The sequence below is a fragment of the Enterococcus sp. LJL99 genome (assembly GCF_054871725.1).
In genome coordinates this window covers 124,546-138,760 of the sequence record NZ_JBTXLT010000004.1, presented here as the reverse complement: position 1 = coordinate 138,760, position 14,215 = coordinate 124,546, and the positions used below count along the sequence as shown (strand labels likewise).

The window sequence follows — 14,215 nt, the reverse complement described above, 5'->3', positions numbered from 1 at the left end:
CGAAGATAGTGAACCTAACTATTTTTATAGATTTTGTATCATGGTAGCTACTTCGTTAGGATGCGAAATAGGAAATTGATGGCCATAAGAAAAAGAATGGACTGGATATCGGTTTTGACTAGGAGCAAGATACACATTATCCTTTTCTCCCCATAAAATGGTGGTTTTATTGGGCAGTCCCTCCCAGTTTATTTGAGAAGATTCGTGATTACTTAGTGCCATTAAATTAGCATTTGTCGCTAAAATTCTTGGACTAGATAAACTTTGGTACATTCTCTCACTGTAAGCATCTATTCTCTTTTCTCCCTCGATAAAGGAACCACTATCGATTAAATATTTCTTTACTCTTCGTTTTGAAAGTTTACTTAAAACCAGTTTCGCTACTCTTTGATGTTGTACCATTTTATCTATTAACGTATTCTTGGTTGTTTTTTCGGTAAGTGGCTGGATTAAGAGCAATTGGTTCATTTTTCTAGCGTCTAGTTCAGCTACTTTTGCAACTAAATTAGCGCCTAGTGAATGGCCAAGTAAGTTTACAGGAACTCCAATAGCATTTATTACAGTGCGAATACTATTCACATAATCATAAAATGTAGGCGCTTCGTTGACTATAGGCGAATGACCTAAACCAGGCAAATCTATAATATAAACTGGATTCCCCATCTTTCTATTGATAGCTAACGCAAGCTCTTTTAATTCAACGGCATCACTAAATAATCCATGAACAATCACCCAAGGAGTGCCTATCCCCTCTTTTTTAAAATAAATAAGTCTGTCTACCGCTTGCCTATTAAATTCAGTCATATCGTTTTGATTTGAAAACGTAAATCGATAATCAATATCTGCTATAACATTGGGCAAATACTCATTCACATTCAAATTAGAGATGCCAATCTTATGTGCTAATTTGATTGTTTCCTGATTATCAAACGATTTCTCAGATAGGAATGCAATCGTTTCAGATGGCATATCGAGTAACTTCCCTATTCCAGATTTTAGAAATGTAGCTACAACAGGAACGGGAACTGTCAACTTAGGTTTAGCGACACGTAACTCTTTAGCAATTAATTGATTCAATTCAACCATTGTTGGCGAGTCCTCTTTATTAGGTGTCATGGTATATGTTTTACTTTCAACGGTTTCTTCTTGAGAAAGATGAACAATCATCTTAGCTAACACATTATTTGATACTAAGGGAAGCCAATATTTTTCTCCACCAGGAACTACAGGCATTAATTTTCTTCGACTCGCATTTACTAAATAGCCAAAACCAGCTAACTGTTCGGTTTCACCTGTTGGAAAATCGCCCACAATTGTACTAGGGTTGACTACAGATAGAGGAAAGTCATTCAGTCGCGCTTGTTGTCGAACATATAAATCTGCTAAAAATTTGTACCGTTCATAAGCATTGCCATCCTTCATAAACTGATCCATTTGCCATACATCGTCTTCCGTGTACGAGTTACTGTCATTAAACGGACTCATATACCCCACAACGTGAATAAAATGCTTTAATCCGTTTTTCTTCTGTATATTTTTAGCTAACTCTATCATTGAAATGGCTCCATTTGAGAAAACTTGTTTCGCCTCCTGATCTTCTAATAGAACATCCATCGTACCTCCAGCATGGATAATAACATCTGCTGCCATGGCTAACGTATAGTCTGTTTCTGACAAGCCCAATCGTTCTTCTTTTAAATCGCCTTTCACAATTTTTATTCGCTTTTTAAAAGTAGGATCTGCCCACGATAATTGATCAGTAATTTTTTTAGGATTACGTACAAGTAAAATTAATCTTGCCTCCTTTTTTTCAAACTCTTTTAAAAGCTCTTTCCCAATGGTTCCTGTACTTCCTGTTATAAAAATGGTCTTCATAGTGATCCCTCCTATTTAGTACTAATTAGTACTAGTTGAAATTAAATGAAAATGCTTTAAGCTAATAAAGCATTTCGCAAAAATCTTTGGCTGTTGTTATCAATAAAGTCGTATCTTGTAACGTTTCGGATAGGAGAATTGCCCCTTCCATCGTTGATAAGAACAAACTCCCGGTACTCGTACAGTTTAATGTACTTCTAAATTCGCCACTAGCAGCCCCTTGTTGGAAGAGCTCGACAAATACTGGCTGTAGCTGTTGGAAAAAGGTTGTGATTTTCTTTTTAGCTGTGTTAGGTTTCATTGGACTTTGAATGTATAGTGTAATAAAAGGGCAGCTACCTTTGAACTCTCTACCAATAATTTCTTGAGAGATGGCGCTTAAAAAAGTGATGATCCGTTCTTCTACTGACTGACTTTTATTCCCTACTGACTCTAGGATCAGTTCTTGATAATGATTACTCCAATACTCAATAACAGCAACTAATAATTCATCTTTACTTTTAAAATGATAGTAAATATTTGATTTTGAAACACCACTGATCCGCGTCACTTCATCCATGCTAGTATAACTATAGCCTTTAACAAAAAAGAGTCGTGAAGCAACATCTATTACATGTTTTTTATTAAATGGTTCTTTGGTTTTATTATTTTTCATATTAGTACTATACCGTACTAGTTATATAGAGTCAACTATAAAGAACCCATTTCTCTTCAACAACAGTTTCCCTACAATTAATTAGTCACTTATCTTGCCATGAAATCGAATGAATCTAATAAGTAAAGCTAGTTATAGACTTTTAAAAAAAAGAACCCTTTGATTTTCAAAAGGGTTCTTTTTTTCTTAGCAACATTAGCGTCCCAAATAAATCAAAGATACCAATAAATCCACGATAAATAATCAACTTCTCAATCCTTTGCTTCATCCTCTTCTCTTACTAATTCATCATATTTCTTGGCTTTTTCCTGTAATTGCGCAACATATGCTTCAAACGCATCAATACTTTGAAACCCATACCTCTTTTTTACATAAGTAATTGTCGGCATCCCTTTATCAAATTCTTTTTTAAACTCTTCTAGTGTCATGTTCTCTCATTCCTTTCACTCGTTTTCTTTTGGATAAAGCTTGTTCAATAATTCTTTTGTCGTTTTCATAAATTTTTTTTTTGAAATCAATGCAAGCCCTGCTGTTTCTGGATGTTCATCCCCAAGAATAACAAGTTCTTCTCCTATTTCGAAGTGTAAAACCTCCATTGCTTCTTTAGGAATACTCACTTTACCATCCGTTTTAATCGTTGTTGTCCCAAAAAAATGTTTCCCTTTTGGCGCAATACTAATGGTATCATTCACTCCATCGTAATGTAGCAATTCATCTATCGATACATCAAATACTTCTGCTATCGCGATACAATTTAGCAAATCAGGAATGCTTTCACCATGCTCCCATTTCGCCACAGCTTGCCTAGAAACATTTAGTTCATTTGACAATTCTTCAATTGATAAGTGATTGATCCTTCGTAAATAGACAATATTATTCGCAATGTTTAGTTTCTTATTTTTCATTCCATCACTCCTATACCTTATCGCTAGTATAGCGCTCTTAGGAACTAAATAAAACCAACTATGGTTAACATTTTTTGTTGCGTTTCGTTGCATTCTCTGAAGTGATAGACAAACGGCCAAGGTTACTTTGGATCGATTGAACTTAACGGAATTCAATCCTCTAGTTTAATCTACAAAGTGTATCATCACTTTGTAGTTACCCTCATACTTTACTTCCACCATTAAAAAAACTACGAAGATAGAAAACTATTTTTTCTACAAAAATGGCTCTTACATAAATAGGAGCATTTCCTACTTATGTAAGAGCAAGTATCTCATCGTTTTGCTAATGCAAAATGGCTTTAATTTCTACATAATCATCTAAGCCAAAACGACCATTCTCTCGTCCAAGTCCAGATTGTTTATAACCTCCAAATGGCGCTTTCGGTGAACGATCTGCCCCATTCACTATAATATTACCCGTCCTCATTTTTTTAGCTACTTCATATGCAACTTCCTTTGGTCCAACAACCCCACCAGATAATCCATAAATAGAGTCATTAGCAATTTCAATCGCTTCTTCAACAGAGTCATACGTGATAACAGATAGAACTGGACCAAAAATTTCTTCTTGAGCAATACGCATATCATTCGTCACATTCATAAAAACAGTTGGTTCAACATAATAGCCTTTTCTATCAATTACTGATCCACCAATAAATAAATCAGCTCCTTCATTTTTTCCAATTTCAATATATTTTAAAACAGTATCTAATTGATTTTTTGATACCATGGGTCCAACTTTTGTTTCTTCTCTTGATGGATCCCCGACAACAATTGTTTTGTAATAGTTAGTCAACGTACTTTTCGTATTCTCTAATTCGTTTTTTGGAATTAACAAACGAGTAAGAGCTGAACAAGTTTGTCCTTGGTTATCTAGGACTGTATTGGCTGCGGTTTTGATTGCTAAATCTAAGTCGCCGCCTTCTAAGTAAATCATTGCTGATTTCCCACCAAGTTCTAGTACTGTTTTTTTCACTCTATCTGCTGCACTTTTATATAAGTTTTTCCCGACTTCTGTAGATCCTGTGAATGAAACAACAGATACATCTTTATGTTCAGCTAAGTAGCGCCCTGCGTCACTTCCGTTTCCTGTAATCAAATTCACTACACCAGAGGGAAGCCCTGCTTCTTCAATAATTTTCATATATAAAATAGCGGTAAGCGGTGTTTCACTAGCCGGTTTGATGACTACTGTATTTCCAGTTAAAAGCGCTGGTGTCAATTTCCGTTGAATTTGATTTAACGGATAATTCCACGGTGTAATACAAGCAACTACACCAAATCCTTCTTTTATAACAGTTGCATTCTCCACTTCTTCTTCAAATTTATAGGTCTGGAACTCTTCTAACGTTGCTGTTAATTCTTTTATTGAAAGGGGGACTTGTCCACTTTGAGAAAAAGTTAAACTTGCACCTAATTCTTTTACGATTACCTCTGCAATTTCCTCTTGTCGTTCTTTTAATCCATCTAAAATTTTCTCTACATATGCTGCTCTTTCAGCTGGAGGTGTAGCATTCCAACTAGGAAATGCTCTCTTTGCCGAAGCAATGGCTAAATCAATATCTTGATGATTAGCTTGAACAACTTCTGCTAGTACTTCTTCTGTTGCTGGATTAATTACTTCCGCAAATTTATCCGAATGCGCCGTTTGCCAGTGACCATCATAAAATAGTTTTTCCTGTCTCTTCATCGTCTTCCTCCTCCGTTTTATTAAGTTAACCGTAGCATGGATAAAAAAACATGTCAAAGAGAACGACTATAACCACTTAAAAGTTTTATTTATATATAATAAGATAAAAGTGATTTACAACAATCAAATTTTTTTATAATTCAACAAATAGTGGTTCAACTTGTTCTCTAATAAAATCGATGCGATCCGTAATTCTTGGTGCAAAAAGAGCGGCTACTGAGATGACTAAATTATTTTTTCGATTCACATAAATCACATTTCCTCCATCACCAACAGCTGCAAAAGATTGGTCATTTTCATCAATCAACCACCATAAATAGCCATAGTCGAGCTGCATTTCTGTCCATTGACTCTGTTTTGTCAAACTATCGGCAATCCATTTTTGTGACACGATTTGTTGGCCTTCCCAATTTCCTTCGTTTAAATATAGTTGACCGATTTTTGTCATATCTCTCGCCGTAAGTGTCAGTCCCCAACCAGCCGCATTGTTTCCAATTGAATCTGCCACCCAGCAGCTGCTTGTTGTTGAATCATAAAAAGCCATCTGTTCTTCTTTACTATGAAAAGTGATTGTTTGCTCGACTTCAATCCCTAGAGGTAAAAATAACGTTTCCTGAGCAAATTCAAGAACTGATTTCCCCGTGACCTTTGTTAGAATACCAGATAAAATATCAGGACCAATCAACGGTGTATAACGAAATTTACCGATTTCTCCTTTACCGCCTAATAAATCGAGGGAAAATTCTACCCAATCAGAGCTAGTAAAATACTTTGTATAGGGATTTGACTTATATTTATACGGTGCGGTCATAGTCACTAGATCTCTAAGAGTAATCTGCTGAATCCTTTTTTCTCTTTTTTTAACTGAATAATCAGAAAAAAAATCGAGTACTCTTTGATCAAGAGTTTGGATCAACCCTTTATCTATTGCAATACCGATTAAGATCGAAACAATACTTTTCGTCGCTGAAAAAATATGGATGGTGCTTTTTTCATTACAGTCATTAAAATAGTTTTCATACAAGCAATTCCCATTTTTACACACCACGATACCTGCAACATTCTGTTGTTCTTCTTTGATAGTCTTTTCCAAATCAATCAGTTTGTCTTTTGTCATGTCATTCATTCTCCCAATTTTTTATTTTATCGTTGTCGTTTTCTAATCGGATAATAAACTTCCGTTACCAACTCATTTTCATTCGCTACCGTCGTTAAATCAGTCAAATACATTTCAAACAACGCATTTGAACATTCATACCCTTCTTTATCCGCCCAGTCGATTTGTTTGGCATACACGGAAGATAATTGGGTATACGATCCCTCAACGACCGTTTTTAAACAAAGTCCTGGCTCAAAGTATCTACTCCCATTTACAACTTCTTGTATCGGAATTGCAAATTCGGTATCCAAACCAAATGAACTAAATTCACTATCATGGAATAAAACCATTGGAGCACCAGTAATCGTTAATTTCTCCATTTCTATTTTCTTAACTAGTTGACTGAAACAGCTTTGATACGCCTCCTTAAACTTTATTTCATGCACCATTTTTCGAATAAATAAAAGAGATATCTTAGGAACGTCAACATATTGAACATTAATCACATCATCGGAAGAGATCATTGGTTTGCCTTGTTCCAGCAACCTTATATCTGTCTTAATTTGTTCGATTTTCTGTTCAAGTTCGTTGATTGTTAGTAAAAATAGTTCTTTTTTTTGGAATAACTCATTCGTTAATAGTTCAGTGGATACAGCTGTTGTATTAAGGACTGACTTTATTTCTTCCAAAGAAAAATTGTAAGACTTCAACCGATTTATTAATCGCATCGTCTCTAATTGCTCAATCGCATAATAACGATAGCCATTTTCTGGATTCACTTCCTTTGGAAAAATAAGTCCTATTTTTGCATAATAACGTAATGTTTTTGTAGATACTTTACAAACAAATGAAAAATCTCCGATAGATAACATTCGATCCGCCTCCAATTTAGTGACGTACACTCATCTTACAAGTTGACCTAAGGACAAAGTCAATACGATGAATGTCACATCTACTCTTCTTTGACAGTATCATGATTAAAAATTGTTTTCTATAGCAAAATAAAATAAGCATAGAAGAATCGCTACTTACTGTACTTCTATGCTTATAGGACTAATCTTAGTTATTATACTCTTATTGCTAGAGCCCTTATTCTAACTTCTCTTTCTCAATAGTATTAACTAAATAAACGGCATTAAATTGTTTAACATGTTGTTTTATCTGTTTAAGTACTTCAACTTCTTTTGTTTCATCTAAATCATAGATCGTTAATAAAAAATGCAAAGGCGCGTAAAATTGTAATGCCATTATTGAAGAATCTGCTTCAATATATTTCTTGTGTTGCATTTGTTTTTCAAATAACGTTGTTAAATACTTCAACGGCATATTGATAAATAGTTCAGTTACTAATTTTGAAGCTTTCGGAATGTTAAATTTCTCAGTCATCAGCATTTTTCTAGCTTTTGACAAAATATCATCTTTTAAATAAAAACGATAAAGGGCAACATATTGATTAGATAGTGTTTCTACATCTGTGGTTTCATATTTTTGAATCGTTTCATCTGAAATGGGGAAAACATACGTATTGTTGGCTTCTTTCAATAACTAAATTTATTGCAATATCTAATCGACGTTTGATTCCTCCTGAATAATTGGCAATAGGATGGTCTAAATAATCAGTCAATTCAAAAGTTGTAATCAATTGATTAATTTTTTTTATTGCAACAGTCGGTGTTATTTTATATAAACGACTCTGAAACAACCTATTTTCCATTAAGGTTAAATGTTCATCAATTGCGATTGTTTGGGCGACGCACGCTATTTTTCTCCGAATTTCATTCATCGTTTGATTAGATACTTGTTGATTTAAAATTTCAATAGTTCCTGAACTTGGTTGCTTGAAAGTAGTTAGTAAGCTGATTAACGTTGACTTTCCTGCTCTATTTTTCCCTAAAAGAGTAAATACCTCTCCTTGTTTTATCGTTAAATTCAGCTGATCTAAAGCTAATACACCTGTATTATATTTTTTCCTTACTTGCTTTGTGACTATCGCATTCATCTAGCTAGCACCTACTTTCTTTCCTCAATAGGCAGTAAAATTTCGGTAATATAATTGATTGGATTCCCTTTTAGAATAGGTCCAGGACCTTTAATACAGACTTCCCGAGTGGGGCCAACAATGTGTATATTATTGGTATAGATATACTGCGTTATTTGTTGATAAGATTCTGATAATCGCTCATAGCTCCCATGATGAATAATACTGATTGCACGAATTCTAGGAAGCTCCATCACAAAAACTTCGTTATGATTTGGCATTTCCAAAGTAGGAACACACAACTCCATTTCGCCAACATTAGTTACTTCATCAACTTCATAAATCATAAAAAAAGGAACACCGTTACTCTTCCCTTTGATCGACTTAAAAATAGTAGGCATATATTTGCCTGCTTTTAAAACGTCTCCTTTATAAGATCTCTAGGCCACTCTTATTGGTTCAATCTCTTTAATTGTAATTTGCGACTTCATCGCTACACTCCCTTTTTTTCTTTTGATTGGCAACCATAATTCATAGTCATTGGTTTCTTCCAAATACATCGGATAGACTTCAATATCTGCGTTGCAATCGTACTCATAATCAGCTACTGGTAGCCATTCATTATAAAATTTACGGTACATTTGAATCATTGCTTCTGGCATGATTCCTTGAGTAGTCAAGATAAGCTATGTTTGCGCTCCAATCACAAACTGTTCATATTTTGTCTGCAAAATTCTTCCTTTCGTTTCAAGACCAATCAGGTAACTATGAGTCTCTTCTTCTTGATATAATGTGATTCCATATAGTCTGTTCTCCAAACATTCTTTATGAGAACCGATTGTTGCGATTTCATTAGTAGCACTGAAATCCTGCCAAAATAAAGGAACTTTTTGAAAATTCGTTTCTATTTTTTCACTCAATGTGTACCTTTTCCCTAAAAACATCATTTCTTTTTTCTCTTCCACGCGATACCTAATTGATTTATCCCCACTAACCGTGATGGCCAAGCGAATCCTTGGATAAACAACCAATTCTTTTTGATTTTCCTTTACTTTAGAAGGCGGAAAACCATGAACCGATTGAAAGACACGATTGAAAGAAGTGGGCGAAGCATAGCTATATTTGAGTGCTATATCAATAATCTTATTTTGCGAATCCAGCAACTCAAATCCAGCATTGTTAAATTTTCGATTTCGAATATATTCAGATAACGGAAGTTCAACGATATAAAAAAATATTCGTTGAAACGCTGGCCAACTACAACCAGCAAGTTTCGCCAGATCATTCTCTTGAAAACAATTACTAAATGCTGCTCAACATAGTCTAATACCTCGTCAAATTGTTTTAAACTATCCATTACTTACCTCCTAAAACTAAGTTATCATGTTTCAACAAATTAAACCTCTCAATATAAATACCGAATATGTAAGGTCTATTGTTTTACGATAGTACACATAAAAATTAGTTTCATCCAAATAAAAAGACTACTGATTGCTCAAAATATCTTTAGACAATAATACTTGGTTATCAAAAAATGAAAGAATACCTAATCGTAAATATTTATCATTGAAAGGAAATCTTTCATTTTTCTTATTGCGATAACTAACGAAAAACAGAAGTTATTCGATGATATATCTTACCTAATTGCCTTTCGGAGCTAATTACTTTTATCGCAACTTCTTTACTTTGTTACTTTTTGAACTTATAATGAGAATGATTCTCAATTAATTGGAAAAGGAAGATGCTGATGAAAGAGCTAGATTTAAACCGTTCACTCGCTGATCTTGTATCAGAATATCCAGAGGTTCTAATGATTATGCACGATTTAGGTTTTAAAGAAATCAAACGGCCTGGTATGATTCAGACGGTTGGAAAATATATGACGATCAACAAAGGAATGAAGCTAAAAAAAGTCCCGCTTGAAGTAATTACGACTAAATTTGAGGCACATGGCTTCACTGTCATTGGAGGATAAAATGGATAAATTAAAGCAAGAACGTCAAGAAAAAATCGTAGATATCTTATCATTGCTTCATCAAGGAGGATCATTTGAAGAAGCAAAGGCTCTTTTTAATCAAACTTTTGAAGGAGTCGATGTCACAGAAATCGCAGCAGCTGAAAAAGCCTTGATTCAAACTGGTTTGAACCCTACAGAGATTCAAGAACTTTGCACGATTCATGTGGCAGTTTTTAAAGGTAGTATCAACGAAATCCACCATTCAAATTATGAGCATGAACAGCCAGGTCACCCGATCCACACGATGAAATTGGAAAATCAGGTGTTACAGTCCTTGCTTACTGATGAAATTGATGGGTTATTAGAAAAAATTTCCCATCAAGATTGGTCTATTCGTGGTCGTTTAAAAACTGCTTTGGATGATTTATGGCAATTGGATAAACACTATAGTCGAAAAGAAACGTTAATTTTTTCTTTTATGGAAAAATATGGTGTTGTTGCACCGCCTCAAGTCATGTGGGCAGTCGATGATGATATCCGCGAGATGATCAAAGAAATCCAAGCGTACATTCAAGAGGAACGTGCTGTATACAATATCTTATTGGAACAATGGGAAAAATTAAAAACTGAAATTGAAGAAATGATTTTTAAAGAAGAGGAAATCATGACACCGATGATTTTAGATATTTTTACGCTAAACGATTGGGAACAAATTGCGCGCGATAGTGAAGAGATTGGCTATGCGTTTATTACAACTCCATTGCCTTGGAAACCTAGTGCAGCGGCTCTCGAAAAAGAACAAGAAAATGAGCCGTTACGTTTAGCTGCTATTAAAACGGTTCAAGAAACTACTCAAGGGATTGCAGAGGGCTTAAAAGATGAACATACATCAGCAAATAGTACTCAAATGCGACTCCCCTCAAAAGAAACTGTTACTAATCAGATGCCGATTGAATTCCCAACAGGGGTTTTAGGTTTGCCCGAATTAATAGCTATTTTCCAAACATTACCTGTTGATTTGACCTTTGTCGATGCAGAAGAAACCGTTCGTTTTTATTCTGAAAGTGAGGCTCGTGTCTTTCCACGGACTAACTCTGTCTTAGGTAGAAAAGTCGTAAATTGTCATCCACCAAAAAGTATGCATATGGTTCAAAAAATCTTAGATGATTTCAAAACTGGAACGAAAAAAACGGCTGATTTTTGGATTGATATGGGCCCAAAACGGATCTATATTCGTTATTTTGCTCTTCACGATCAAACAAATCAGTATCTCGGTTGTTTGGAAGTAACACAAGATATTACCGAAATCCAACAACTTAAAGGACAAAAAAGGTTATTAGATTAAACAAAAATAATCATGAAATCGACTCAAATTGATCCCTTCGAACGACCTCTTTTTCATTCAACCATTTTAATCTTAACGAACAAGGCCTCTATCTTTTGCCTTGTTCGCTTCTTCTGTATAGGACTACTCAATTAACTAAAAAAAGAAATTGAATAGAATTTGATTCTTATTTACGTTATCATTAGTTTAGTAACTTGTCCTAGAGTCAAACTGTTGCTGTATTATGCTGTCTATTTTTTGACGACGATAATCCGCAACGCTATCAAACGCAACCAATCTCAGGAGAATCTAAATGAAAAAAATAACCTTACGCCCCTATCAACAACGACTGTTAGACTATGTACGAACCCACAAACAGCAAATGACTTATCATTTTGTAGCACCTCCTGGATCAGGAAAAACAATCCTCGGTCTAGCAATTCTAGAAGAAGTACATGCAAAAACGTTAATTTTGGTTCCTTCGCTTTTATTAAAAGAACAATGGATTAAAAATGCCCAAAAATTTCTAGATGTTTCTATCAGTAATACTCTCTTGCAACCTGAAACAATCACTATTACAACGTATCAGGCGGCTTATCAATATTTGCAAGACCAACCCGATTACTTTAATCAAAATAATATTGACTTTTTAATTTTAGATGAAGCGCATCATCTTAAAAAAAATTGGGGAGAACTACTTTTCACTGTAAAAAGAAAGTATCAAAAGCTTAGAAGCCTTTCATTAACTGCAACGCCGCCTTTAGACAGTCCTCAAATAGAGTGGCAAATGTATTTAGCCTTAAATGGACCGATTGATGAAGAAATTTCTGCTTCCGAACTAGTAAAGCGAAACATACTAAACCCCTATCAAGACTTTATTCATTTTATCCAAGCAGATGCTACTGAAGAAGAAGATTATCACTTTTTTTTAGAACAACAAAACGATATTATCGATCGATTACTCACAGATAATGAAGTCATCAACTATTTACTTTCTCAGTCGTTTATTACTGATCCACTTATACAAACAGATGCTATCTACAAGCATTTTGATCTCTATATCTCCATGTTATTGTTTTTGACTAATAATGGTTTTAAGTTAAACTCAGCGCATTGGAAAGTTTTAGGTTTCAAGAAAAAGAGCTCTTTCCCCATGATTTCCAAAGCTCAAATCCGTTTACTTTATGATTGGTTATGGTCCAGTAACCCAGACTTGAGCATTTTTACTTATTTACAAAAAGTTCATTGGTTAAAAGAAGAACAACTGTGCTTGTACCCATCTTTTCCAGTCGCACAATTAATCGGCAGCCACCAAAGTAGATTGGCAGCCATTGAAGAGATTCTTATTAAAGAAGAAGCAAACTTAGGGGCAAAATTATGCAGTGTCGTGCTATTTGACCGTATTGCTGAAGCAGCCTTTGATTTCCCAGACAATCCGACTTATTACGGAGTTGTCCCACAATTTTTACGTTTACAAAGCTTACTTCAAAAAGAAACAGAACTCGCCTTACTTTGTGGTCGTTTTGCTTTTTTATCTGAAAAGATTGCAACTACCTTTTTCAGCAATGAAACGTTCCAAAAACAAGTAGGTGTTCTAGGTTATATTCGCCTTAATTTAACAGATTCGAATCGCAGAACCATCGTTGAACAAGTAACTTCCTTATTGAACGAGGGAATCTTGCATGTATTAGTTGGAACCATTGCACTACTAGGCGAAGGGTGGGATTGTCCGAATATCAATACTTTGATTTTAGGAAATCGTTCCAGTTCTTTTGTTCAAACCCAACAATTGCGCGGTAGAGTCCTTCGATCAAAACCAGAAAAACCACTTAGCAGTATTTGGCATTTAAGCGTCTTTATAGATAGAGTCCCTTGGCAAGAACAACCTGAACTAGCTCCCGTCATCCGTAGGTTATCTTTTATTGAAGGAATCTCTAATGAGCAACTCCCGAAAACCATCACAAGTGGACAAGAACGATACAATTTTCCTGCTGAAGTCTCTGAACAAGCTTTACACCAATACAATCAAAAAAACTTTTACTTTATCCAACAACGTGAGCGACTCGCAAAGATCTGGGCACAAGCGTTAACAAACGGGTCACAATTATCTATGCCGCTATTTATCAGACCCACACGGCAAAACAATGAAGTTGTTACTAAAGAAATTGCTTGGCAACATAAGCGTTTGACTTTTTGGCAATCCTTTTTTCATGGTGATTTAACTCTTTATTTTCAACAAAAAAAAATGCAAAAGAAATGGCAAAAAACCTGCTATTTACGAAGTATTTTAGCTGAAAGTTTACTCCAAATTTATCAAGAACAGCACCACCTATCAAATCAAGTAAGTCTAAACATATCGATTGACGAACAGCAGTTTTCGGTTCGATTAGATGGAGCGACTTATCAAGAAGAGCATTTTTTTAACGATGCTTTAATTGAATTACTACAACCTATACAGGACACTCGCTATTTAATTCAACTAAGGAAACGGTACTTTGCGGTACCTAAAAATTTAGCGAAAAATAAAGAGACTGCTACGAAACTGATACAAAAAATACGTCAAAAACAAAAGCACTGTGAATTAATTTACACGAGAAATTTATTAGGCAGACAAAAATTACTCCAAGCGCGAATAGAAGCTCTGCAGCAACAAACAATTCAAATCACGCAAGAGCATTTATGGCATTAAC

At 34.9% G+C, this 14,215-nt stretch carries 16 protein-coding genes; 3 read left to right on the top strand and 13 right to left on the bottom strand.

What is annotated here, in order from left to right:
- Nucleotides 1-24: 24 nt before the first annotated feature.
- The 13 genes from ACYSNW_RS07875 to ACYSNW_RS07815 form a co-directional block, all read right to left on the bottom strand.
- The gene (locus ACYSNW_RS07875; RefSeq protein WP_461743939.1) at nt 25-1,875 is read right to left on the bottom strand and encodes an alpha/beta fold hydrolase; all 1,851 of its coding nucleotides are present in this window, start codon (nt 1,873-1,875) and stop codon (nt 25-27) included.
- Nucleotides 1,876-1,936: 61 nt separating this feature from the next.
- A complete protein-coding gene (locus ACYSNW_RS07870; protein ID WP_461743938.1) occupies nt 1,937-2,530 on the bottom strand; it encodes a TetR/AcrR family transcriptional regulator in 594 nt (197 codons plus the stop codon).
- 251 nt (nt 2,531-2,781) lie between these two features.
- A complete protein-coding gene (locus ACYSNW_RS07865) occupies nt 2,782-2,958 on the bottom strand; it encodes a hypothetical protein (protein WP_461743937.1) in 177 nt (58 codons plus the stop codon).
- A 15-nt stretch (nt 2,959-2,973) separates the two neighbouring features.
- Nucleotides 2,974-3,435 carry a helix-turn-helix domain-containing protein gene (locus tag ACYSNW_RS07860; protein WP_461743936.1) on the bottom strand — a complete coding sequence of 154 codons (462 nt, stop codon included), beginning with the start codon at nt 3,433-3,435 and terminating at the stop codon, nt 2,974-2,976.
- 325 nt (nt 3,436-3,760) lie between these two features.
- Nucleotides 3,761-5,167: an aldehyde dehydrogenase family protein gene (locus ACYSNW_RS07855; protein WP_461743935.1), complete on the bottom strand. Its 1,407-nt coding sequence runs from the start codon at nt 5,165-5,167 to the stop codon at nt 3,761-3,763.
- A 133-nt stretch (nt 5,168-5,300) separates the two neighbouring features.
- Nucleotides 5,301-6,284, bottom strand: a complete 984-nt coding sequence (locus ACYSNW_RS07850) for a serine hydrolase domain-containing protein (RefSeq protein ID WP_461743934.1) — start codon at nt 6,282-6,284, stop codon at nt 5,301-5,303.
- A gap of 26 nt (nt 6,285-6,310) precedes the next feature.
- Nucleotides 6,311-7,138 carry a MerR family transcriptional regulator gene (locus ACYSNW_RS07845; protein WP_461743933.1) on the bottom strand — a complete coding sequence of 276 codons (828 nt, stop codon included), beginning with the start codon at nt 7,136-7,138 and terminating at the stop codon, nt 6,311-6,313.
- 217 nt (nt 7,139-7,355) lie between these two features.
- A complete protein-coding gene (locus tag ACYSNW_RS07840) occupies nt 7,356-7,808 on the bottom strand; it encodes a hypothetical protein (RefSeq protein ID WP_461743932.1) in 453 nt (150 codons plus the stop codon).
- Nucleotides 7,765-8,265 (bottom strand): ATP-binding cassette domain-containing protein, encoded by a 501-nt coding sequence (locus tag ACYSNW_RS07835; RefSeq protein WP_461743931.1) that lies wholly within the window; start codon nt 8,263-8,265, stop codon nt 7,765-7,767. Before ACYSNW_RS07835 ends, ACYSNW_RS07840 begins: the two co-directional genes overlap by 44 nt.
- A gap of 11 nt (nt 8,266-8,276) precedes the next feature.
- On the bottom strand, nt 8,277-8,645 hold the full coding sequence (locus ACYSNW_RS07830) for a GyrI-like domain-containing protein (RefSeq protein WP_461743930.1): 369 nt from the start codon (nt 8,643-8,645) through the stop codon (nt 8,277-8,279).
- Nucleotides 8,646-8,684: 39 nt separating this feature from the next.
- Nucleotides 8,685-8,924 (bottom strand): GyrI-like domain-containing protein, encoded by a 240-nt coding sequence (locus ACYSNW_RS07825; protein WP_461743929.1) that lies wholly within the window; start codon nt 8,922-8,924, stop codon nt 8,685-8,687.
- 6 nt (nt 8,925-8,930) lie between these two features.
- Nucleotides 8,931-9,470, bottom strand: a complete 540-nt coding sequence (locus ACYSNW_RS07820) for a helix-turn-helix domain-containing protein (protein ID WP_461744109.1) — start codon at nt 9,468-9,470, stop codon at nt 8,931-8,933.
- Nucleotides 9,374-9,601, bottom strand: a complete 228-nt coding sequence (locus tag ACYSNW_RS07815) for a hypothetical protein (RefSeq protein WP_461743928.1) — start codon at nt 9,599-9,601, stop codon at nt 9,374-9,376. Before ACYSNW_RS07815 ends, ACYSNW_RS07820 begins: the two co-directional genes overlap by 97 nt.
- A 390-nt stretch (nt 9,602-9,991) precedes the next feature.
- On the opposite strand from ACYSNW_RS07815, the gene ACYSNW_RS07810 reads away from it, so the two are divergent.
- From ACYSNW_RS07810 to ACYSNW_RS07800, 3 genes are all read left to right on the top strand, one after another.
- On the top strand, nt 9,992-10,219 hold the full coding sequence (locus ACYSNW_RS07810) for a DUF1858 domain-containing protein (RefSeq protein ID WP_461743927.1): 228 nt from the start codon (nt 9,992-9,994) through the stop codon (nt 10,217-10,219).
- A 1-nt stretch (nt 10,220) separates the two neighbouring features.
- On the top strand, nt 10,221-11,546 hold the full coding sequence (locus ACYSNW_RS07805; protein ID WP_461743926.1) for a DUF438 domain-containing protein: 1,326 nt from the start codon (nt 10,221-10,223) through the stop codon (nt 11,544-11,546).
- A gap of 292 nt (nt 11,547-11,838) precedes the next feature.
- Complete coding sequence (locus ACYSNW_RS07800) at nt 11,839-14,214, top strand: DEAD/DEAH box helicase family protein (protein WP_461743925.1); 2,376 nt, start codon at nt 11,839-11,841, stop codon at nt 14,212-14,214.
- The last annotated feature ends 1 nt before the right edge of the window (nt 14,215 follow it).